The 21,625-nt window shown below is 59.5% G+C and carries 25 protein-coding genes; 17 read left to right on the top strand and 8 right to left on the bottom strand.

Annotation, left to right across the window (positions count from 1 at the left end):
- The first annotated feature begins 240 nt into the window (after positions 1–240).
- Both AC07N8_RS28060 and AC07N8_RS28055 read left to right on the top strand, forming a co-directional pair.
- Positions 241–672: an OsmC family protein gene (locus AC07N8_RS28060; RefSeq protein WP_123433313.1), complete on the top strand. Its 432-nt coding sequence runs from the start codon at positions 241–243 to the stop codon at positions 670–672.
- A gap of 158 nt (positions 673–830) precedes the next feature.
- Complete coding sequence (locus AC07N8_RS28055; protein WP_493146938.1) at positions 831–1,064, top strand: DUF1161 domain-containing protein; 234 nt, start codon at positions 831–833, stop codon at positions 1,062–1,064.
- Between the two features lie 6 nt (positions 1,065–1,070).
- Here the strand turns inward: AC07N8_RS28055 and AC07N8_RS28050 are convergent, their stop codons facing one another.
- Positions 1,071–1,490: a PA0061/PA0062 family lipoprotein gene (locus AC07N8_RS28050; protein WP_483841477.1), complete on the bottom strand. Its 420-nt coding sequence runs from the start codon at positions 1,488–1,490 to the stop codon at positions 1,071–1,073.
- A 41-nt stretch (positions 1,491–1,531) separates the two neighbouring features.
- Positions 1,532–1,954, bottom strand: coding sequence for a PA0061/PA0062 family lipoprotein (locus AC07N8_RS28045; RefSeq protein ID WP_483841478.1), 423 nt, complete (start codon positions 1,952–1,954; stop codon positions 1,532–1,534).
- A gap of 60 nt (positions 1,955–2,014) precedes the next feature.
- On the opposite strand from AC07N8_RS28045, the gene AC07N8_RS28040 reads away from it, so the two are divergent.
- A complete protein-coding gene (locus AC07N8_RS28040; protein ID WP_493146943.1) occupies positions 2,015–3,106 on the top strand; it encodes an aminopeptidase in 1,092 nt (363 codons plus the stop codon).
- A 90-nt stretch (positions 3,107–3,196) separates the two neighbouring features.
- On the opposite strand, the gene AC07N8_RS28035 is transcribed toward AC07N8_RS28040, so the two are convergent.
- Positions 3,197–3,847 carry an HAD family hydrolase gene (locus tag AC07N8_RS28035; RefSeq protein WP_493146945.1) on the bottom strand — a complete coding sequence of 217 codons (651 nt, stop codon included), beginning with the start codon at positions 3,845–3,847 and terminating at the stop codon, positions 3,197–3,199.
- 28 nt (positions 3,848–3,875) lie between these two features.
- Positions 3,876–4,421, bottom strand: coding sequence for a gamma carbonic anhydrase family protein (locus AC07N8_RS28030; protein WP_483841481.1), 546 nt, complete (start codon positions 4,419–4,421; stop codon positions 3,876–3,878).
- Positions 4,422–4,483: 62 nt separating this feature from the next.
- On the opposite strand from AC07N8_RS28030, the gene prlC reads away from it, so the two are divergent.
- A complete protein-coding gene (prlC, locus tag AC07N8_RS28025; RefSeq protein WP_493146948.1) occupies positions 4,484–6,562 on the top strand; it encodes an oligopeptidase A in 2,079 nt (692 codons plus the stop codon).
- On the top strand, positions 6,559–6,846 hold the full coding sequence (locus AC07N8_RS28020; protein WP_008152496.1) for a YheV family putative zinc ribbon protein: 288 nt from the start codon (positions 6,559–6,561) through the stop codon (positions 6,844–6,846). Before prlC ends, AC07N8_RS28020 begins: the two co-directional genes overlap by 4 nt.
- 60 nt (positions 6,847–6,906) lie before the next feature.
- Here the strand turns inward: AC07N8_RS28020 and AC07N8_RS28015 are convergent, their stop codons facing one another.
- Positions 6,907–7,554: a dual specificity protein phosphatase family protein gene (locus tag AC07N8_RS28015; protein ID WP_493146951.1), complete on the bottom strand. Its 648-nt coding sequence runs from the start codon at positions 7,552–7,554 to the stop codon at positions 6,907–6,909.
- A gap of 196 nt (positions 7,555–7,750) precedes the next feature.
- Positions 7,751–8,053, bottom strand: a complete 303-nt coding sequence (locus tag AC07N8_RS28010) for a hypothetical protein (protein WP_483841484.1) — start codon at positions 8,051–8,053, stop codon at positions 7,751–7,753.
- Between the two features lie 194 nt (positions 8,054–8,247).
- On the opposite strand from AC07N8_RS28010, the gene AC07N8_RS28005 reads away from it, so the two are divergent.
- From AC07N8_RS28005 to AC07N8_RS27995, 3 genes are all read left to right on the top strand, one after another.
- The gene (locus AC07N8_RS28005; protein WP_493146953.1) at positions 8,248–9,306 is read left to right on the top strand and encodes a PA0069 family radical SAM protein; all 1,059 of its coding nucleotides are present in this window, start codon (positions 8,248–8,250) and stop codon (positions 9,304–9,306) included.
- Positions 9,307–9,550: 244 nt separating this feature from the next.
- Positions 9,551–10,282 carry a carbonic anhydrase gene (locus tag AC07N8_RS28000; RefSeq protein ID WP_027926126.1) on the top strand — a complete coding sequence of 244 codons (732 nt, stop codon included), beginning with the start codon at positions 9,551–9,553 and terminating at the stop codon, positions 10,280–10,282.
- Between the two features lie 88 nt (positions 10,283–10,370).
- Positions 10,371–11,897, top strand: a complete 1,527-nt coding sequence (locus AC07N8_RS27995; RefSeq protein ID WP_483841486.1) for a SulP family inorganic anion transporter — start codon at positions 10,371–10,373, stop codon at positions 11,895–11,897.
- Positions 11,898–11,957: 60 nt separating this feature from the next.
- Here the strand turns inward: AC07N8_RS27995 and AC07N8_RS27990 are convergent, their stop codons facing one another.
- Positions 11,958–12,608 (bottom strand): hypothetical protein, encoded by a 651-nt coding sequence (locus AC07N8_RS27990; RefSeq protein ID WP_493146962.1) that lies wholly within the window; start codon positions 12,606–12,608, stop codon positions 11,958–11,960.
- Positions 12,609–12,980: 372 nt separating this feature from the next.
- On the opposite strand from AC07N8_RS27990, the gene coxB reads away from it, so the two are divergent.
- The 4 genes from coxB to AC07N8_RS27970 all read left to right on the top strand — a co-directional run bounded on the left by coxB (position 12,981) and on the right by AC07N8_RS27970 (position 17,382).
- Entirely contained in the window at positions 12,981–14,108 is a 1,128-nt protein-coding gene (gene coxB / locus AC07N8_RS27985; protein ID WP_483841488.1) for a cytochrome c oxidase subunit II, read from the top strand.
- An 82-nt stretch (positions 14,109–14,190) separates the two neighbouring features.
- Positions 14,191–15,777, top strand: coding sequence for a cytochrome c oxidase subunit I (ctaD, locus tag AC07N8_RS27980; protein ID WP_483841489.1), 1,587 nt, complete (start codon positions 14,191–14,193; stop codon positions 15,775–15,777).
- A 126-nt stretch (positions 15,778–15,903) separates the two neighbouring features.
- The gene (locus AC07N8_RS27975; RefSeq protein ID WP_027926131.1) at positions 15,904–16,461 is read left to right on the top strand and encodes a cytochrome c oxidase assembly protein; all 558 of its coding nucleotides are present in this window, start codon (positions 15,904–15,906) and stop codon (positions 16,459–16,461) included.
- 33 nt (positions 16,462–16,494) lie between these two features.
- Positions 16,495–17,382, top strand: a complete 888-nt coding sequence (locus tag AC07N8_RS27970; protein WP_483841490.1) for a cytochrome c oxidase subunit 3 — start codon at positions 16,495–16,497, stop codon at positions 17,380–17,382.
- A gap of 4 nt (positions 17,383–17,386) precedes the next feature.
- Here the strand turns inward: AC07N8_RS27970 and AC07N8_RS27965 are convergent, their stop codons facing one another.
- A complete protein-coding gene (locus AC07N8_RS27965; protein ID WP_027926133.1) occupies positions 17,387–17,590 on the bottom strand; it encodes a twin transmembrane helix small protein in 204 nt (67 codons plus the stop codon).
- A gap of 70 nt (positions 17,591–17,660) precedes the next feature.
- Between AC07N8_RS27965 and AC07N8_RS27960 the strand changes: the two genes are divergently transcribed.
- The 5 genes from AC07N8_RS27960 to AC07N8_RS27940 are packed head-to-tail and all read left to right on the top strand — an operon-like array spanning position 17,661 to position 21,569.
- Positions 17,661–18,401, top strand: coding sequence for an SURF1 family protein (locus AC07N8_RS27960; protein WP_483841491.1), 741 nt, complete (start codon positions 17,661–17,663; stop codon positions 18,399–18,401).
- Positions 18,367–18,960 (top strand): PA_0111/PP_0108 family redox-active disulfide protein, encoded by a 594-nt coding sequence (locus AC07N8_RS27955; protein ID WP_493146968.1) that lies wholly within the window; start codon positions 18,367–18,369, stop codon positions 18,958–18,960. Before AC07N8_RS27960 ends, AC07N8_RS27955 begins: the two co-directional genes overlap by 35 nt.
- A gap of 10 nt (positions 18,961–18,970) precedes the next feature.
- Positions 18,971–20,050, top strand: coding sequence for a COX15/CtaA family protein (locus AC07N8_RS27950; RefSeq protein WP_483841493.1), 1,080 nt, complete (start codon positions 18,971–18,973; stop codon positions 20,048–20,050).
- On the top strand, positions 20,038–20,937 hold the full coding sequence (gene cyoE, locus AC07N8_RS27945; protein ID WP_059181881.1) for a heme o synthase: 900 nt from the start codon (positions 20,038–20,040) through the stop codon (positions 20,935–20,937). Before AC07N8_RS27950 ends, cyoE begins: the two co-directional genes overlap by 13 nt.
- On the top strand, positions 20,934–21,569 hold the full coding sequence (locus tag AC07N8_RS27940; protein WP_059181882.1) for an SCO family protein: 636 nt from the start codon (positions 20,934–20,936) through the stop codon (positions 21,567–21,569). Before cyoE ends, AC07N8_RS27940 begins: the two co-directional genes overlap by 4 nt.
- The last annotated feature ends 56 nt before the right edge of the window (positions 21,570–21,625 follow it).

Raw genomic sequence — 21,625 nt, 5'->3', positions numbered from 1 at the left:
CTGCTTCTCCAATTGAGGTCGCAGGTTTTTTCTCGTAAACGAAAACCTGCCGAATCCGTAAGCGTGTTTCATCAATAAGGGCATATACCCGAGTTTCAATAGCCAAGGCAAAAAAACCTACGAAAACGGTAGGAATTAACCAGATCGGGTGAACTTTGCAACGCCGACTATCCTCAGAACCCTTAGCAACCGAAAACCACGAAGGCGCGACGCTCGTGCCGGGAACTTGAGGAGGCAGATATGGCTATTACGAAGAAAGCATCGGCTCATTGGGAAGGTGACCTGAAAACCGGCATCGGCTCGATCTCCACTGAAACCGGCGTACTCAGAGAAGCACCTTACGGCTTCAAGGCGCGCTTCGAAGGCGGCAAGGGCACCAATCCGGAAGAGTTGATCGGCGCGGCTCATGCTGGCTGTTTCTCCATGGCGTTTTCAATGATTCTGGGCGATGCCGGTCTCAAGGCTGACAGCATCGATACTAATGCAGAGGTCACCCTGGACCAGGTGGACGGCGGTTTTGCGATCACGGCCGTGAAGTTGATCCTCAAGGCGAAAATCCCTGGGGCGACCCAGGCGCAATTCGAGGAACTGAGCAATAAAGCCAAAGAAGGCTGCCCGGTTTCCAAAGTGCTGAATGCGAAAATCAGTCTGGATGCAACGCTGCTCGGCTGAGTACAGCGTTTCGCAGTAACGGATAAAAGATCGCAGCTTCAAGCAGGCTGCGGTCTTTTTTTGCGCTCGGACAAAACCTGACCCGCGAAATTGTGGTCGAATAAATGACAGCAGTGAAAGCGCATTACCCTGCGCGCTGCTTCAAAGGAGCTTCAACCATGAAACGTTTTGCCTTGGCGGTTATCTGTTGCGCACTGGCCACATCGGCCCTTGCCGCACCGAAATCCTGTGAAGAATTGAAGGCCGAAATCGAAGCCAAGATTCAGGCCAACAACGTCTCGTCCTACACCCTGGAAATCGTCACCAACGAAGATGTACACGATCAGAACATGGTCGTAGGCACCTGCGACGGCGGTACCAAGAAAATCATCTACCAGAAAAACGACCGCTGATTCGCCTCACAGGCAATAGGACTCACTGTCTTCAGCGACAATCTCGCGCTTGGCGTTGTACAGCCGGGCGCCGGGCGTGAACACGATTGACTGGCCGACCAGCACATAACGCTGGCCGGCTTCGAAATGATCGTACTTGATCGTCAGGTAGCACAGCCGTTCCGATGGACCGTCCATGACGCCCAAGCCGCCCCCACCGGGCACTTCAAAATCGAATCGAACGAGTAACACGTGGCTGCCGGGCGTGACCTGGAAAAAGCGCCCGTCATTCAACCGCTGCTTGTCCAGTCGCTCGGCCATCAACAACTTGTCGTTGGGGAATGGCACAGAGAAGTCGACCCAGGCCATCTGCGGATTGACCGGCGGCAATGGGCTCTGGCAGCCAGCAACAACACTGGCGGCGAGCAACAGCATTAACCTGCGCATGATGAATGTCCCAATGATTTGGTCATTCAGCATACCGCCGATCAGGTGTGTTGGCAGCCTGCCGGTGTGCCTTGACCTATCACTTTTCGCTGTTGGTTATAGAGCTTCGCCCATGGCCGAAAACCGATGTTCCCCGCTTGCAACTGATAGCGCTCACCGGCGCTGAAGTCACTGAATTTCACGTTCAGCTGGCAGTCACGCCACAGCGGCTCGGCATCCGGGCCGATATTGGTCGGCTGGACCGCGAACTGGTAGCGCACCGTCAGCTCATGGCTACCGGGCTGCACCTGGAAATAGCGCTTGTCGCTGGAGGCTTTATCGTCGACTTCCACCGCTTGCAGTGCCGTGTCTTGCTGTTTTGATTCCAGATCAATCCACGCTTGCGCCGGATCGTGGTGAGGGAATCCGAATCCAGCACAGCCCGTCAGCAACAACAGGCCCCCCGTCAGCATCAACTTGTGCATAGCGCAGCTCCAGTCAGGCGGGATAGTCTTGCGGGCAGACTTTCCAGGGATGATTTTATTTTGATCAGGCCGTTTCCATGCCTTGGGTTACTTGATCGCGTTTTGCGCGTTTTGTTTCCGAGTGTGTTGCTTTTGTTACTCAACGGTTGCGCCAGCGTCAGCTATTACGGTCAATTGGCCAGTGGCCAGCTGCAATTGCTGCGGGCCCGTGAGCCGGTTGCCGAGGTGGTTGCCGATCCCTCCCGCGATCAGAAACTGCGTGCGCACCTGGCCCAATCGCAAAAAGCCCGCACGTTCGCCAGTGAGCATCTGCACCTGCCGGACAACCAAAGCTATCGCCTGTATGCCGACATAGGCCGGCCGTACGTGGTCTGGAATGTCTTCGTCACCCCGGAATTCTCTCTCAAGCCGCAAAACCATTGCTTCCCGATCGCCGGCTGCGTCGCCTATCGCGGCTACTACAGCCAGAGCGCCGCCCGAGGCGAGGCCGCCATGCAGCGCCTGCAAGGTATGGACGTTTCGATTGGCGGTGTCGAGGCGTACTCGACGCTTGGCTGGTTCAACGATCCGATCATCAGCTCAATGATGGGTTGGGGCGACGAGCGGCTGGCGACCCTGATTTTCCATGAGCTGGCGCATCAACGTGTTTATGTGAAGGACGACACTGAATTCAACGAGTCTTTCGCCAGCTTCGTCGAGCAGGAAGGCACGCGCCAATGGCGTGCATCCCGCGGCCTGGCGCCGGACAACGGCGCACAGGTGCAGCGACGGGATCAATTCACGCAACTGGTGCTGGACACTCGCACGCGCCTTGAAACGCTCTACGCCCTGCCCTTGCCGGCGGACCAGATGCGCCAGCGCAAGGCCGCTGAGTTCGAGCGACTGCGCAGCGAATATCGGCAGTTACGTGACAGCCAATGGGCCGGGGACAGGCGTTACGACGCTTGGGTCAACGCACCGATGAACAATGCCAGGCTGTTGCCGTTTGGGTTGTATGACCAATGGGTGCCGGGGTTTGCGGCGTTGTTTCGGCAGGAGGGCGGGGATTGGGTGAGGTTTTATGCGGCGGTCGAGAAGCTGGGGGTGTTGCCGGTTGGGGAGCGTAAGGCGGCGTTGAAGGTTTTGGCAGAATCGAAAATTTCTGCCGGCTGAGCGGGCCTCTTCGCGAGCAGGCTCGCTCCCACAATGGACCGGTGTTCACAAATCCCATGTGGGAGCGAGCCTGCTCGCGATTGGCTTTGATCAGCGCTGCAAAAACGCCTGATGCATCTCATCCAGCGTTTCAAAGTGATAAGTCGGCGCTTCTGCACTCAACTCTTCGTGGCTACCAAACCCGTAACCCACAGCCGCTGCATCCAGCCCATTACTGCGCGCACCGATCAGGTCATGCTTACGATCACCGATCATCAGGGTATTGGCAGGATCCAGCCCCTCTTCAGCCATCAAATGCGCAATCAACTCAACCTTATTCGTCCGCGTCCCGTCCAGTTCACTGCCGTAAATCACCTTGAAGTGCTTGGCGAAGTCAAAGTGCCGGGCGATTTCGCGGGCGAACACCCAGGGTTTGGACGTCGCGATGTACAACTGACGCCCTTGCCCACCCAGCGTTTCCAGCAGCGGGGTGACGCCGTCGAACACGCGGTTCTCGTAGAGGCCGGTGACTTTGAAGCGTTCGCGATAGAAATTCACCGCCTCCCAGGCCTTGGGCTCATCGAAGTCGTAAAACTGCATGAACGCCTGCAACAACGGCGGGCCGATGAAGTGTTCGAGTTTCGTCAGGTCAGGCTCATCGATACCCAGTTTGCTCAGGGCGAACTGGATCGAACGCGTGATGCCCTCGCGCGGGTCGGTCAGGGTGCCATCGAGGTCGAATAAAACGGTTTGGTAATGCATGAGTAATCCTGGGCAATAACGGGACGAATCAGAGCTGGTCGTAACCTTCTGCCAGATGCAGATCCTTGAGCTTCGCGTAATTCGCCGCGCTGTAGGTGAAAAAGGCTTTTTCCTTGTCGGTCAGCGGGCGGATCTGTTTCACCGGGCTGCCCACATAGAGGAAGCCGCTTTCCAGGCGTTTGCCCGGCGGCACCAGGCTGCCAGCGCCGATGATCACGTCATCCTCGACCACCGCACCGTCCATGACGATGCTGCCCATGCCGATCAGCACCCGGCTGCCCACGCTGCACCCGTGCAGCATGACTTTGTGCGCGATGGTCACATCGTCGCCGATCAGCAACGGGAAGCCATCGGGATTGAACGGGCCGGCATGGGTGATGTGCAGCACGCACCCGTCCTGAACACTGGTACGCGCGCCGATGCGGATGCGGTGCATGTCGCCGCGGATCACTGTCAGCGGCCAGACAGAGCTGTCTTCGCCGATTTCAACGTCGCCGATTACCACCGCCGATCCGTCGACAAAAGCGCCTTTGCCCAGCAGCGGCGTGTGGTTCTGGTACTTGCGAAGGTTCACGATAGGGTTTCTCTCTGTTGCTGATAGCTGCGGTGAGCGTCGATTGTAATTAAGATGGCCGCATGTTTCTTCCAGCCAAGGTGCCAACCGTGAGCGTGAACAACCCTCTTCTGCAGTCCTACGACCTGCCGCCGTTCTCGGCGATCCGTGCCGAACACGTGCAACCGGCCATTGAACAGATCCTGGCTGACAACCGCGCCGCCATTATCGAGATCCTCAAGACCCAGGGCAAACAACCGACCTGGGCCGGCCTGGTGCTGGCGATGGACGAGCTCAATGATCGCCTGGGCGCCGCCTGGAGCCCGGTCAGCCACTTGAATGCCGTGTGCAACAGCGCCGAATTGCGTGAAGCCTACGAATCCTGCCTCCCAGCCTTGAGCGCCTATTCCACCGAGCTGGGCCAGAACCGCGAGCTGTTCGAAGCCTTCGAAGCCCTGGCCAACAGCCCGCAAGCTGCCGGTTTCGATGTGGCGCAGAAAACTATCCTGGAACACTCCCTGCGCGACTTCCGCCTGTCGGGTATTGATCTGCCGGAAGCCGAGCAAAAGCGTTACGCCGAAGTGCAGAGCAAGCTCTCGGAACTGGGCAGCCGTTTCTCCAACCAACTGCTCGACGCCACTCAGGCCTGGACCAAACACGTCACCGATGAAGCCACTCTCGCCGGCCTGACCGATTCGTCCAAGGCACAAATGGCTGCCGCCGCACAGGCCAAGGGCCTCGAAGGCTTTCTGATCACCCTCGAATTCCCGAGCTACTACGCGGTGATGACCTACGCCCACGACCGTGCCCTGCGTGAAGAAGTCTACGCAGCCTACTGCACCCGTGCGTCGGACCAGGGCCCAAATGCCGGTCAGAACGACAACGGCCCGGTCATGGAAGAAATCCTCAACCTGCGTCAGGAACTGGCCAGGCTGCTCGGCTTCTCCAGCTTCTCCGAACTGAGCCTGGCCACCAAAATGGCCGAGTCCAGCGATCAGGTGCTCAGCTTCCTGCGCGACCTGGCCAAGCGCAGCAAGCCGTTTGCCGCGCAGGACCTGGAACAGCTCAAAGCCTACGCCGCCGAACAAGGCTGCCCGGACCTGCAAAGCTGGGACAGCGGTTTCTACGGCGAAAAACTTCGCGAGCAGCGTTACAGCGTTGCCCAGGAAGCGCTTCGCGCCTACTTCCCGATCGACAAAGTGTTGGGCGGCCTGTTCGCCATCGTGCAGCGTCTGTACGGCATTGAGATTGCCGAACAGAAAGGCTTCGACACCTGGCACCCGGACGTTCGCCTGTTCGAAATCAAGGAAAACGGCCAGCACGTCGGCCGCTTCTTCTTCGACCTCTATGCCCGCGCCAACAAGCGCGGTGGTGCGTGGATGGACGGCGCCCGTGACCGTCGCCGCACCGCTGAAGGTGTATTGCAAAACCCGGTGGCCAACCTGGTGTGCAACTTCACCCCGGCCGACAGCGGCAAGCCTGCGCTGCTGACCCATGATGAAGTCACCACCCTGTTCCACGAGTTCGGCCACGGCCTGCATCACCTGCTGACCCGCGTCGAACACGCCGGCGTTTCCGGCATCAACGGCGTGGCCTGGGATGCCGTCGAGCTGCCAAGCCAGTTCATGGAAAACTGGTGCTGGGAGCCGGAAGGCCTGGCGCTGATCTCCGGTCACTACGAAACCGGCGAGCCATTGCCTCAGGACCTGCTGCAGAAAATGCTCGCGGCGAAAAACTTCCAGTCCGGGCTGATGATGGTGCGTCAGCTGGAGTTCTCGCTGTTCGACTTCGAACTGCACGCCACCCACGGCGATGGCCGTAGCGTGGCGCAGGTGCTCGAAGGCGTGCGCGACGAGGTGTCGGTCATGCGTCCACCGGCCTACAACCGCTTCCCGAACAGCTTTGCGCACATTTTCGCCGGTGGTTACGCGGCGGGTTACTACAGCTACAAATGGGCGGAAGTGCTGTCGGCCGATGCCTTCTCGAAATTTGAGGAAGACGGCGTGCTCAATGCCGAGACCGGCCGTGCGTTCCGCGAAGCCATCCTGGCGCGCGGTGGTTCCCAGGAGCCGATGGTGCTGTTCGTCGACTTCCGTGGTCGTGCGCCCTCGATTGACGCACTCTTGCGCCACAGCGGCCTGAGTGAGGACGCGGCAGCATGAGTGAGGGACCTGTGATTACCAAAAAACGCTTTATCGCCGGGGCGGTCTGCCCGGCATGCAGCGAGCCGGACAAGCTGATGATGTGGAACGAAGACGAGGTCCCGCACCGCGAGTGCGTGGCCTGCGGTTATTCCGACACGTTGAATGAACAAGGTCTGTCCGTGCCCAAGGAATTGGGCACGCGGGTCAATACGTCGGCGCTGAAAGTACCGGACGCCAAGGTTCAGGCCGTGCAGTTTTTCCCGAACCCCAAGCTGAAGAAAAAGCCTGACGAGCAACACTGATCGACCACCCATTTGCGCCTCTTCAGGAGGCGCAAGTTGATGTCTTTCCGGAACTTGCCGCTATTCGACGTGAGCGGATTTGAACCAACTCTTCATCGAGCACGCGGCGAACGGGCTGGTGCTGCAATCGCCGTTGGCCAATGCGGTGCGCAGCTTGTCGACGTCAGCCTGCATCATGTAACGCACGCCATCCTTGAAATGAGTACTGTCGCCAAAGCCGCCTTGAGTCATTTCGCTCAGCGCGTCTTCCTTGCTCCAGCCCTGGATCACGACCCGGTACATGGCCGCCATCAACCCCGTACGATCCGACCCGTGCTTGCAATGCATCAGCACCGGGCCATGGGACTCGGCCGTCTGAATGGCACGAAGGGCCTTGAGTACGTCTGCGTCATCCACGTGATTGGTGCGGTAGGGCAACTGGACCTGGGTAACCCCTGGTGTCGACAGCCAGGTTTTATCCGACTCGGGCAGGAAATTGATCACGGTTCCTACCTTCAGCTTTTCCAGCAATGGAAGGGCTCCGCTGTCAGGCAATGCGCTGCGGTAGAGCGTCGGGGACATTCGAAAGAGGTTGTATTGCACCTCCACCGATTGAGCCCATTCAGCCGGGCGGGGTGAAGCGCTGTCATCCGCATGGGCCAGGGTCAGGTTGAAAAATGCGGCCATCGACAATAGAAACGTCGCAGGCAAGAGGCGCAGTCGGGACATGCTCGGACAACCCTGTTGAATAAGTACTGCATAGCTTCTGCTCTGAGCAGTCAAAGGCCTGTGAGCCATCCGTCAAAGAATTGTGAATTGGACGGCGGCCCCCAGTTTCTTCTTATTATTTCACTCATAAAAAACGACACGGATAAGTTCCGCATCGTTTTATAAATAATCATTGATTGCAGAAGTTAAGCTGCAATCAAGGATTAATAATCTTTGCATACGCCTTCGCCAACGCAATCAAAACAACTTTGTCTTGCGCGTCGATTGCACCGTTCCCGTTGACGTCAGGGATGTTGCCCATGGTAAAGGTGACGCCGCCATCCTTCGACACGGCCTCACGGGTGCTGGTATCCAGCAGCGTGTAGGTTAGCGCACGGTTTTCAGGATCATAACCTTCTTCCTTTAGCGCAAACTGCATGGAAACCCGAACTTCTTTTGGACTAACGATAGAAGGCGCCTGTAATTGTAAAAACACGCCGCGCTGATTGTAGCCTGACATTTATTAAATCCTTTTAATAGTGAGAACACGACAACTTCGTGTGCAGAGAAGAATACTGACAACAGCGAATAAAGTGCCACGCACTTTATGTTTCTCATAATGACGAGGTTCGAAAGTTGTCAGGTGCCGAACGGCACTGGCCGATGGCGTCAAGGCCGTATACTGTATGCACATACAGCTAAAGGATCTTGTCGATGGCTACCCCTTTGCCACCTCGCGGTCGTGGCACCGCCACCAACCCGCACAACCGCTTCGCGCCGAATCGTTCGGTGGTCGAGGATGACGGCTGGTATCAGGAAGCGCCGATCACCCAAGGCACCGAGGTGCGCATCGAAACGGCGAAAACCATCATCACCCGCAACAACTCGCCGGACTTGCCCTTCGATCGCTCGATCAATCCCTATCGCGGCTGCGAGCATGGCTGCATCTATTGCTATGCGCGGCCCAGTCACGCCTATTGGGACATGTCCCCAGGGCTGGATTTCGAAACCAGATTGATTGCCAAGACCAACGCCGCCGATGTGCTGGAAGAACAGCTGAGCAAACGCGGCTATCAATGTGCGCCGATCAACCTCGGTTCCAACACCGATCCGTATCAGCCCATCGAGCGCGAGCACAAAATCACCCGTCAAACCCTCGAAGTGCTGCTGCGCTACCGTCATCCGGTGACGATCATCACCAAAGGCTCGCTGATTCTTCGTGACCTGGACCTGCTGGCCGAACTCGCCCGGCAACGACTGGTAGCGGTGATGATCAGCCTCACCACCCTGGATGACGAACTCAAACGCATCCTCGAACCGCGTGCTGCCGCCCCCAAGGCCCGGTTGCGGGCGATCCGCGTGATGCGCGAAGCGGGTATTCCGGTTGGCGTGTTGTGCTCGCCGATGATTCCAATGATCAACGACAGCGAACTCGAGAGCCTGCTGACCGAAGCCCATGCTGCCGGCGCGCAAAGTGCGGCTTATATGATGTTGCGCCTGCCACTGGAAGTTGCGCCGCTGTTTGAAGAATGGCTCGCGGCCCACTATCCGCAGCGTGCCGCCCATGTGTTGAGCCTGATTCGCCAGAGCCGTGGCGGCGAACTCTATGACAGCCGGTTTGGTGCCCGGATGCGCGGCGAAGGGCCATTTGCCGACCTGTTGGCGCAACGCTTCGCCAAGACCATCAAACGCCTGGGGCTCAATCGTCGGGAAGGTTTCGATCTGGACTGTGAAGCCTTCTGTCCGCCGGGTCGCCAGATGTCATTGATTTGAGGACAATTGGCCTATGGTTGAATAGTGGGAAACGTACGGTGCATTCAGGCTGGTCACGTTTTTTGTGACCTGGAACACGCGTTCTAGAGCGTTTTATTCAGTTTGAGTTAAGTTTCGGCCGCTACCTTGTTCATCGAGTGACTGACGGGTCGGATTTTTCGACCTGGATGTTTTTTAAACAGCCACTGGCTTCACACCGGACAAAACGGGACACTTCCCTGACTCCGCCTATGAGGATGAATTCATGAGTGACAAGGATAAACAGCCGTTGGCTGCGTCGGCTTCAGCCCAACCCGAGGCGGAAACCGCCGATGCAGCGCTGCAGCATATCGTTGACGGCTTTTTGCATTTTCATCACGAGGTCTTTCCGCAGCAGGAAGAGCTCTTCAAGAAACTCGCCACGGCCCAAAGCCCCCGGGCGATGTTTATCGCCTGCGCCGACTCGCGCATCGTTCCTGAACTGATCACCCAAAGCGCCCCCGGCGATCTGTTCGTGACCCGTAACGTCGGCAACGTCGTGCCGCCTTACGGGCAAATGAACGGCGGTGTGTCCACCGCCATCGAGTACGCGGTCCTGGCCCTCGGCGTGCAACACATCATCATTTGCGGGCACTCCGACTGCGGCGCAATGCGCGCGGTACTCAATCCGCAAAGCCTGGAAAAGATGCCGACGGTCAAAGCCTGGCTGCGTCATGCCGAAGTGGCGAAAACCATGGTCCAGGAAAACTGCCATTGCGCTGACGAAAACGAAAGCATGCACATCCTCACCGAAGAGAATGTGATCGCTCAGCTACAGCATTTACGCACGCATCCATCGGTGGCCTCGCGCATGGCCAACGGTCAGCTGTTTATCCATGGTTGGGTCTACAGCATCGAAACCAGCGAAATCAAAGCGTACGACGCGGACCAGGGGTGTTTCCTGCCGCTCGATGGCAGCCATCCGATTCCGGTGGCAACGCCCAAAGCGCGTTTCTAACACCTCCTAAATCCCCGTGTGGTTGAGTCGAGGCTGCTGATCCTGCAGCCCGGCTTCGCCATGCCTGAAAAATGTCGGGAGCTTCAATATGCGTGCTGCGCAACTGAAAGCTGTATTGCCACGGGAGCTGCTGGCCTCGGTGGTTGTGTTTCTGGTCGCCCTGCCCCTATGCATGGGCATCGCCATCGCTTCGGGGTTGCCGCCCGCCAAGGGCTTGATCACCGGAATCATCGGCGGTCTGGTCGTGGGCTGGCTGGCGGGTTCGCCGCTGCAAGTCAGCGGCCCGGCGGCGGGCTTGGCGGTTCTGGTGTTCGAACTGGTGCGCCAGCATGGCGTCGCCATGCTCGGGCCCATCCTGCTGCTGGCGGGATTTCTGCAATTAGTGGCCGGGCGCCTGAAGCTCGGCTGCTGGTTTCGGGTCACGGCTCCAGCGGTGGTATACGGCATGCTCGCCGGGATTGGCGTGCTGATCGTACTGTCGCAGGTGCACGTCATGCTCGACGGGGTGCCCAAGCCTTCCGGGCTGGATAACCTGGCAGCCTTTCCAGCCGCAGTGATGCACGCCCTGCCGTCGCTCGGCTGGCAAGCCGGATTGCTCGGGCTGTCGACGATGGCGGTGATGTGGCTGTGGGAAAGATTCCGGCCTCATTCGTTGCGCTTCGTTCCGGGTGCGCTGCTGGGCGTAGGACTGGCGACCGTCGCCAGCCTGTTGCTCGCACTGCAGGTCAAACGCGTGGAAGTCCCTGCCAACCTGGCCGAAGCCATCGATTGGCTGAAACCCGCTGACTTGCTCAATCTGGCGGACCCGACGTTGTTGGTCGCCGCGTTCGCCGTGGCGTTTATCGCCAGCGCCGAAACCCTGCTATCCGCCGCTGCGGTAGACCGCATGCACAGCGGCCAGCGATCCGACTTCGACCGGGAATTGTCGGCGCAAGGCGTGGGCAACATGCTCTGCGGTCTATTGGGCGCATTGCCGATGACGGGCGTGATCGTGCGCAGTTCGGCCAACGTCCAGGCCGGCGCCACCACGCGGCTGTCGGCGATCTTCCACGGTCTTTGGCTGCTGGCGTTCGTGTTGTTGCTGTCGAGCGTGCTGCAGAGCATTCCGGTGGCGAGCCTGGCGGGTGTGCTGGTTTACACCGGCTTCAAACTGGTCGATCTCAAGGCCTTTCGCGGCCTGGGCCGATATGGCCGGATGCCGATGTTCACTTACGCGGCGACTGCGCTGGCGATCATCTTTACGGACTTGCTCACGGGGGTGTTGATTGGCTTCGGCCTGACGCTGGCCAAACTGGCCTGGAAGGCTTCACGGCTGAAAATCAGCCTGATCGATCTGCCGGCGGAGGGCGAAATGGAGTTGCGGCTGACCGGCGCAGCGACCTTTCTCAAGGTACCGGCGCTGACCCAGGTGCTGGGCACCATTCCCGCCGGTGCGACGGTGCATGTGCCGCTCAATAACCTGAGCTACATCGATCACTCGTGCCTGGAGTTGCTGGAGGAATGGGGCCGGGCGAATGCGGCCAAGGGTTCGACGCTGCTGATTGAGGCGCGGGGATTGAAGCGTAGGTTGGAAGGGCGGTTGCGGACTACATCCGGCGTAGGCTCGGCTGCCTAGAAAACAATGTGGGAGCGAGCCTGCTCGCTCCCACAGGGGGACAGTGTTGACTCTAAAGGATCAAGCCGCCGGCTGATCCAGCTCCAGGCCGACGCCCAGACGGCGCGACATGCACGGCCAGCGTTTCCATGCGGCGCCGGTGTCCGGGCTGCTGAGTTTCTCGCGGTACGCTTCCACCGATTCCAATGCAAAGCTCTGGTCGTCGAGCATCTCGTCCAGGGCGTGATGCACCACTTCATCCAGTTGGTTGGCAAACACCTCACCGATCAATTGGTGGGCAATCAGGTTGGCAACAGTCATGTCCAAGGGGATCAATGGCTGGCCCAGATGCTTGATGTACAGGTCGTTGACCTCTTCGACAAAACGGTGCGCCAGATAAGCTTCGTCCAGCAGGCTGTCGAGCCCGACATGTCCCGCCATGATTGTCGGCGGCTGAAGGAAGTACTGTTCGGCAATTTTCAGCACCGGTTTGATCTGCGACTCGATACCGGCTTCCCTGGCCACTTCATTGGCTGCTTCCAGCAGATCAGGTACTTCGTCGATGTAGGCAGCGACAAAACGTGTCAGCACGCCATTGGCGTCCGCCTCCGGCAATTGGATCGAAGGGTGCAGATGAGGCAGTTTGCTTTCCAGCTGACGCGCCAGCAGGCCGGTGTCGGCTTCATGTGTTTGGGCTTTTTGGATCTGCTCGCGCAATGCGGCGGTGTTCATGAAAACTCCAGGAAACAAAGGCAATGAAATAGGGAAGACATAACTTAGCTGCCTTATGAAAAATGCTAAGACGCATTTGTCATAATTGTTTCATCCTTGAGACGCCTCCGTTATATCGATTTGCCACCACTCGTCTGCATCCTTCTCCATTCGGGACCTTGAACGCAAGTTTCAGCTGTTTCAGATCATTTACGCCATCACATTGCGAGGTCGCAGTCGCTGTCTATACTCGGGTTGGAAATGGAGTTAGCTGATGACGCCCGACTGCACACGCAGCAAGGCCCGGCGATTCAAGTTCGTAGTCTGAAAAAGCCGCTCCCTTGCCGCAGGTGAAAGCCGGCGGGATAACAAGAACGATAAGGGGAACCCGCAATGATGCGACATCCACACGTCTGGATGGGCCTCCTGTTGTGGTCGATTTTCAGTCAGGCGCAAGCCGCCTGGACTGTGAATATGGCGCCGGGAGCGACTGAAATCAGTCACGCAGTATTTGACCTGCACATGACCATTTTCTGGATCTGTGTAGTGATCGGCATCATCGTCTTCGGCGCCATGTTCTGGTCGATGATGGTCCACCGCCGCTCGACCGGGCAGGTGGCCGCAAAATTTCATGAAAGCACTACCGTCGAAATCCTCTGGACCATCGTGCCCTTCCTGATCCTGGTGGCCATGGCGGTTCCTGCGACGGCCACCCTGATCAAGATGTATGACGCCAGTGAGCCGGATATCGACATCCAGGTCACCGGTTATCAGTGGAAGTGGCACTACAAGTACCTGGGCCAGGACGTCGAGTTCTTCAGCAACCTGACCACCCCAGCCGACCAGATCCACAACAAGGAAACCAAGGGCGAGCACTACTTGCTCGAGGTCGACAAGCCGCTGGTGTTGCCGATTGGCGCGAAGGTGCGCTTCCTGGTGACCTCCGCCGACGTCATCCACTCCTGGTGGGTGCCCGCTTTCGCGGTCAAGCGCGATGCGATCCCGGGGTTCGTCAACGAAGCCTGGACCCGTATCGACAAGCCCGGCATCTACCGTGGCCAATGCGCCGAGCTGTGCGGCAAGGACCACGGTTTCATGCCGATTGTGGTCGAGGTCAAGGAAAAGGCCGATTACGAAAAATGGCTCGCCGACCGCAAGGCTGAAGCCCTGCAACTCAAGGAGCTGACCAGCAAGGAATGGACCCTCGACGAGCTCAAGGAACGCGGCGACAAGATCTACCACACCACTTGCGTCGCCTGTCACCAGGCCGAAGGCCAGGGCCTGCCGCCGATGTTCCCGGCGCTCAAGGGCTCGAAAATCGCCACCGGACCGAAAGAAGGTCACCTGAGCCTGGTTTTCCACGGCAAACCCGGCACCGCCATGGCGGCGTTCGGCAAGCAGCTCTCGGAAGTCGATATCGCGGCGGTCGTGACCTACGAACGTAACGCCTGGGGCAACAACAAAGGCGACATGGTCACTCCTAAAGAAGTACTGGAGCTGAAACAGGCGGAAAGCAAATGACCCGGTCTATTGCGCGTGTAAGGAACCGGTCGGGGCAGCGCGCCCCGGCTTGCCCAGCCCATCTGTTTGCAGGAGACAGGCCATGAGCGCTGTTATCGATGACCACGGTCACGCCGACCACGCCCACGGCCCCGCCAAAGGCCTGATGCGGTGGGTGCTGACCACCAACCACAAAGACATCGGCACGCTGTACCTGTGGTTTGCGTTTTCCATGTTCCTGCTGGGCGGCTCGTTCGCGATGGTGATTCGCGCCGAACTGTTCCAGCCGGGGCTGCAAATCGTCGAGCCGGCGTTCTTCAACCAGATGACCACCATGCACGGCCTGGTGATGGTGTTCGGTGCGGTGATGCCGGCCTTCGTCGGCCTCGCCAACTGGATGATCCCGTTGATGATCGGGGCGCCGGACATGGCCCTGCCACGGATGAACAACTTCAGCTTCTGGCTGTTGCCGGCGGCGTTCATCCTGTTGGTGTCGACCCTGTTCACCCCCGGTGGCGGCCCGAACTTCGGCTGGACGTTCTACGCCCCGCTGTCGACGACCTACGCGCCGGAAAGCGTGACGTTCTTCATCTTCGCCATCCACTTGATGGGGATCAGTTCGATCATGGGTGCGATCAACGTGATCGCGACCATCCTCAACCTCCGCGCCCCCGGCATGACGCTGATGAAAATGCCGCTGTTCGTCTGGACCTGGCTGATCACCGCGTTCCTGCTGATCGCGGTGATGCCGGTACTGGCCGGGTGCGTGACGATGATGCTGATGGACATCCACTTCGGCACCAGTTTCTTCAGTGCCGCCGGTGGCGGTGACCCGGTGTTGTTCCAGCATGTGTTCTGGTTCTTCGGCCACCCCGAGGTGTACATCATGATCCTGCCGGCCTTCGGCGCCGTCAGCTCGATCATCCCGACCTTCTCGCGCAAGCCGCTGTTCGGCTACACCTCGATGGTCTATGCGACGGCGAGCATCGCGTTCCTGTCGTTCATCGTCTGGGCGCACCACATGTTCGTGGTCGGCATTCCGCTGGTGGGCGAGCTGTTCTTCATGTACGCCACGCTGCTGATCGCGGTGCCGACCGGGGTGAAGGTGTTCAACTGGGCCAGCACCATGTGGCAAGGCTCGCTGACCTTCGAGACGCCGATGCTGTTTGCGGTGGCGTTCGTGATCCTGTTCTCCATTGGTGGTTTCTCCGGATTGATGCTGGCCATCGCCCCGGCAGACTTCCAGTACCAGGACACCTACTTCGTGGTCGCGCACTTCCACTATGTACTGGTGCCAGGGGCGATCTTCGGGATCTTCGCCTCGGCCTATTACTGGATGCCGAAATGGACCGGCCACATGTACGACGAAACCCTCGGCAAGCTGCACTTCTGGCTCTCGTTCATCGGCATGAACATGGCGTTCTTCCCGATGCACTTCGTGGGCCTGGCGGGCATGCCGCGGCGGATTCCGGACTACAACCTGCAGTTCGCCGACTTCAACATGGTGTCGTCGATTGGCGCGTTCATGTTTGGCACCACGCAGCTGTTCTTCCTGTTCATCGTGATCAAGACCATTCGCGGCGGCCCGCCAGCACCGGCCAAACCGTGGGATGGCGCGGAAGGCCTGGAGTGGAGCATTCCGTCACCGGCGCCGTATCACACCTTCACCACGCCGCCGGAAGTGAAATGAACGCGCAACCCTATGTGGGAGCGAGCCTGCTCGCGAAGAACGATGACGCGGTCTGTCTGTTAAACCGTGGCGTCTGCTTCGCGAGCAGGCTCGCTCCCACAGGGATCTTGGTAGGGGTTGGAAACCATGGCTGACTCGATTTCGATGAAAAAACTGGTCACCCGCCTGTTGCTGGTGGTGGTGGCGATGTTTGTCTTCGGGTTTGCCCTGGTGCCGATCTACGACGTGATGTGCAAGGCGTTCGGCATTAACGGCAAGACTGCCGGGCAGTACGAGGGCGAGCAAACGGTCGACACTTCGCGGCAAGTGCGCGTGCAGTTCCTGTCGACCAACACCGCTGACATGCCTTGGGATTTCTATCCCAAGAGTGAAGAGCTGACGGCCCATCCGGGGGCGGTGAACGAGATGATTTTCATCGCGCACAACCCGACCGACAAGCCGATGAGCGCCCAGGCCGTGCCGAGCATCGCGCCCAGCACCGCGGCGGCGTACTTCCACAAGACCGAATGTTTTTGTTTTACCCAGCAAGTGCTGCAGCCCGGTCAACGGATCGAGATGCCGGTACGTTTCATCGTTGACCGTGACATGCCCAAGGATGTGAAGCACCTGACGCTGTCTTACACGCTGTTCGATATCACCGCACGCCATCCACCCGTGGCGGTTGCCGCCAGTACCGGTGGCTAGGCGCTAATGCGTGCCCGATAAGGAGAACAATAAATGGCAACTCATGAACACTATTACGTACCGGCCCAGAGCAAATGGCCGATCATCGCCACGTTCGGCATGCTCATCACCGTGTTCGGCCTGGCCACCTGGTTCAACGACCTGAAAGCTGCACGGCCGGAATCCCACGGCCCGTTGATCTTTTTCGTCGGCGGCCTGTTGCTGGCGTACATGCTGTTCGGCTGGTTCGGCACGGTGATCAAGGAAGGTCGCGCGGGGTTGTACAGCGCGCAGATGGACCGCTCGTTCCGCTGGGGCATGAGCTGGTTCATCTTCTCGGAAGTGATGTTCTTCATCGCCTTCTTCGGTGCGCTGTTTTATGTACGGCACATCTCAGGCCCCGCACTCGGCGGCGAAGGCCCGAAAGGCATCGCCCACATGCTCTGGCCGAACTTCCAGTTCACCTGGCCGTTGCTGCACACCCCGGACCCGAAACTGTTCCCGCCGCCCAAGGAAGTCATCAGCCCGTGGGGCCTGCCGCTGCTCAATACCATTTTGCTGGTGAGCTCCAGCGTCACGGTGACCATCGCCCACCACGCCTTGAAAAAGGGTCATCGCGGCGCGCTGAAAATCTGGCTGGCGATCACCGTGTTGCTGGGCTGTGGTTTCCTCGGGTTCCAGGCTGAAGAGTACATGCATGCCTACCACGAACTGGGCCTGACCCTGGGTTCGGGCATCTACGGTGCGACGTTCTTCATGCTCACCGGTTTCCACGGCGCCCACGTGACCATCGGCACGATCATCCTGTTTGTGATGCTGATGCGGATCATGCGCGGGCACTTCGATAACGAACACCAGTTCGGTTTCGAGGCGGCGAGTTGGTATTGGCACTTCGTGGACGTGGTGTGGATCGGGTTGTTCGTTTTCGTCTACGTGCTCTGAGCCATTACCAAGGCGCCGTAGAGACCAACTGGCCGCTGTAGAAACCCCAGGCGATCAAGCCGACAGTGGTGGCGGCCAGGGCAACACGAACACTCAAGGCAATGACGAGGCGGTTTGAGCTGCTGTCGTCCTTGACCAGAAAAAACAGGCCGCTGAACAGGCTGACAACCGTGGCAATCAGCATCAGGACGATGGCTGCTTTGAGCATGGTGAGACTCCGGGGGAAAGGCGATGCACTTGAGTATAGCTATCGCGACTCACGACTTTTTGGCCATGCCATGAAGCGCTTCCGGCCGGGCATCGTGCCGACACTGGTGGTCGCCCTGTTGCTGCCGCTGCTGGTGTCGCTCGGGTTCTGGCAACTGAGCCGGGGCGCAGAGAAAAGCGCACTGCTGCAAAGCTATGCCGAACGCCGTGCCGCCGAACCGATGGCCAGCACCGAACTGCAACACACCGAAGACCCGGCCTTCCGCCGCGTTCATCTGCACGGCCAGTTCGACGCCGCGCACAGCCTGTTGCTGGACAACCGCCAGCGCGACGGCAAGGTCGGCGTCGAGCTGCTGCAACCGTTTCAGGACCAGGCGACCGGGCTCTGGTTGCTGGTCAATCGCGGCTGGTTGCCCTGGCCGGACCGGCGCACACCGCCGCATTTCACCACGCCAACTCAAGCGTTGAGCCTGGATGCCTGGGTCTACGTTTCCCCCGGCGCGACCTTTCAATTACACGCCGATCCGAACGCCAGCACCTGGCCTGAATTAGTCACCGCCGTCGAGCCGTCGAAGCTCTGGACGGCGCTGGGTCGTGAAGGGTTTGCCTACGAATTACGCGCAGAAACGGGTCCCGCGACGTATCAGGCCGATTGGCCCGTCGTCGCCATGGGCCCGGAAAAACACATCGCTTATGCCGTGCAGTGGTTTGCCATGTCGCTTGCCCTGTTCGGCCTCTATCTCTATCTCGGTTGGCACAACGCAAAGGAGAAACACCATGGGAGCGGCCATGAATCCACCCAGCATGTCTGAGGCGAAAACGCCGGCGAGTCGACGCAAGGGGCGCTTGCAGCTGCTGCTGATTCTGCTCGGGGTCATCGGTCCGATGATCCTCGCCACCGGCATGTACAAACTGCAGTTCTGGGTACCGGACGGGCGCAGCTATCACGGCGAACTGATCGGCAATGGCCAGACCCGCGCCGACCTCGGGGTGCAGGCCCAGGAGGATCGCTGGCAGATGCTGGTGACTGCGCCGAAGGATTGCTCGGTGGATTGCCAGCAACTGGTGTACCTGGCGCGGCAGATTCAGATCGGCCTCGGCCGCGACGCCTCCCGCGCCAGCCATGCACTGGCCGCCGCACAACCGCTGACAGCTGACTATGAAGCCAAGCTGACCCGCGAGTACCCGCAACTGCAACGCTACCCAATGGACCTGACGACTTTCAGCAAGACCACGGGTGATAAGACCGTGCCGCAGCTGTGGATCATCGACCCGCACGGCAATCTGGTGCTGCGCTATGACCCGACGGTGAAGGGTAAGGACCTGCTCAACGACCTGCGTCATCTGCTGAAACTGTCGAACATCGGATAAGGGCATCGTCATGGCCAAACCTGGATTTCGCCTCGCGCTGTTTGCCACCTTGCTGGCACTGATTGTGGTGCTGCTCGGCGCCTACACCCGCCTGACCCACGCCGGCCTCGGCTGCCCGGACTGGCCGGGTTGCTACGGTTTTATCAGCGTGCCGAAAAGCGAAGCCCAACTGGCCCATGCCGAGCTGCATTTTCCCGATACGCCGGTGGTGGCCCACAAGGGCTGGAACGAGATGATCCACCGCTACTTTGCCGGCACGCTGGGGATGCTGATCGCGGTCCTGGCGGGACGTGCCTGGGTGCATCGTCGTCATCCGGGGCAACCGGTGAAGTTGCCGCTGTTTCTGCTGGCCGTGGTGTTTGCCCAAGCCGCGTTCGGCATGTGGACGGTGACGCTCAAGCTCTGGCCGCAGGTGGTGACCGGGCATTTGCTCGGTGGCTTTGCCACGCTGAGCCTGCTGTTTCTACTGACCTTGAGGTTGTCCGGCGTGCTGCCGGCGCTGACGGTGCCACGACGTTTGCAGTACTGGGCAACGGCCGGTTTGCTACTGGTGATCCTGCAAATCGCCCTCGGCGGCTGGGTCAGTTCCAACTATGCCGCCGTGGCCTGCATCGATTTCCCGACCTGCCATGGACAGTGGATTCCGCCGGCTGATTTCGCCAACGGCTTCCACCTGACTCAGCACATCGGACCGAATTATCTCGGCGGGCAACTGGACAGCGACGCGCGCACGGCGATTCATTTGACTCACCGTATCGGCGCGCTGCTGGTCACGCTCGTACTGCTCGGGCTCGCCTGGCAGCTGAAAGTCGTCGGCATGACACGCCTCGCGGGGCTGGTGCTGGTCGCCCTCGCCTCACAAATCACCCTCGGTATCAGCAACGTGCTGTTCCACCTGCCGCTGCCCGTGGCCGTCGCCCACAACGCCGGCGGCGCGGCACTGTTGCTGACGATGGTGCTGGTCAATTATCACGCGCGAACCAGCCTGGTTCGGGTCAAGCAGCAATCCCCTGCGCGCTGGCGGTTCAGCCCGCGTAAACACTCGGCCGGGCCCATAACAATAAAAGGAGAGATGCCATGGCGACTCTGATCGGCGAACGTCACAGTCAGGCAATCTGGCGCGACTATCTGGAGCTGACCAAGCCGAAAGTGGTGGTGCTGATGCTCATCACCTCGCTGGTCGGCATGTTCCTCGCGACCCGCGCCGGGGTGCCGTGGACGGTACTGGTGTTCGGCAACCTGGGGATCGCCCTGTGTGCCGGCGGTGCGGCGGCAGTCAACCATGTGGTGGACCGGCGCATCGATGCGGTGATGGCCCGCACGCACAAACGGCCGTTGGCCGAAGGCCGGGTGTCGCCGGCGGCGGCGCTGACGTTTGCCTTGGTATTGGCCGTGCTGGGCCAAGCCGTGCTGCTCGCGTTCACCAATGCGCTGACCGCATGGCTGACCCTGGCTTCGCTGCTCGGCTATGCGGTGGTCTACACCGGGTTCCTGAAACGTGCGACGCCGCAGAACATCGTCATCGGCGGCCTGGCCGGGGCTGCCCCGCCACTGCTTGGCTGGACCGCTGCGACCGGGCATGTCAGCGCCGAACCCCTGCTGCTGGTGCTGATCATCTTCGCCTGGACCCCGCCGCATTTCTGGGCCCTGGCGATTCACCGCAAGGAGGAATACGCCAAGGCTGATATTCCGATGCTGCCGGTGACCCACGGTGAGCACTACACCAAGGTTCATATCCTGCTTTACACCTTCGCGTTGCTGGCCGTCAGCCTGATGCCCTACGTGATCCACATGAGCGGCATGCTCTACCTGATTTGCGCGCTGGGGCTGGGCGCCAGGTTTCTGCAATGGGCCGTGGTGCTGTACCGTGGCACTCGGCCGCACGCGGCGATCAACACGTTCAAGTACTCTATTTATTACTTGTTCCTGCTGTTTATCGCGCTGCTCGTAGACCACTACTTACTGTTGAACCTATGACTCGAACCCAGAAAACCGTCTTCATTCTCGTCGCCCTGATCGCACTGGTCCTGGGCCTGACCATCAACAAAGTGCTGTCCGGCAAAGGCCAGGGCGACCCGACGGCACTGATCGATGCGGGCATCATCTTGCTGCCGCAAAGCCGCAACCTGCCGGACGTGAAGATGACCGATCAGGACGGCAACCCGGTGACGGTCAATCAGCTGAAAGACAAGTGGAGCCTGCTGTTCTTCGGCTACACCTTCTGCCCGGACATCTGCCCGACCACCCTCGCCCAGTTGCGTCAGATCAAGAGCGAGTTGCCACCGGAAGCGGCGGCCAAGTTGCAGGTCATCCTGGTCAGCGTCGACCCGAACCGTGATACCCCGGCTCAGCTCAAGCAGTACCTGGGCTACTTCGATCCGCAGTTCAAAGGCCTGACCGCCTCATCGGTGGATGACATTCAGAAGCTGGCCAATGCGGTGAGCATTCCGTTTATTCCGGCGGACACCAGCAAGCCCAATTACACGGTGGATCACAGCGGTAACCTGGCGGTGATCGGGCCGGATGGCACGCAGCGCGGGTTTATTCGGGCGCCGTTGAACAATGTGAAACTGGTGGCGCAGTTGCCGGTGATGCTTAACCGCAAATAAGCGACATAAACCCCTGTAGGAGCCCGGCTTGCCGGCGATGGCGATCTCACGGACGC

The sequence above is a fragment of the Pseudomonas sp. GW821-FHT10C09 genome (assembly GCF_059415465.1).
The sequence above is the reverse complement of the archived record's forward strand: the minus strand, read 5'-3'. Positions and strand labels throughout refer to the sequence as shown.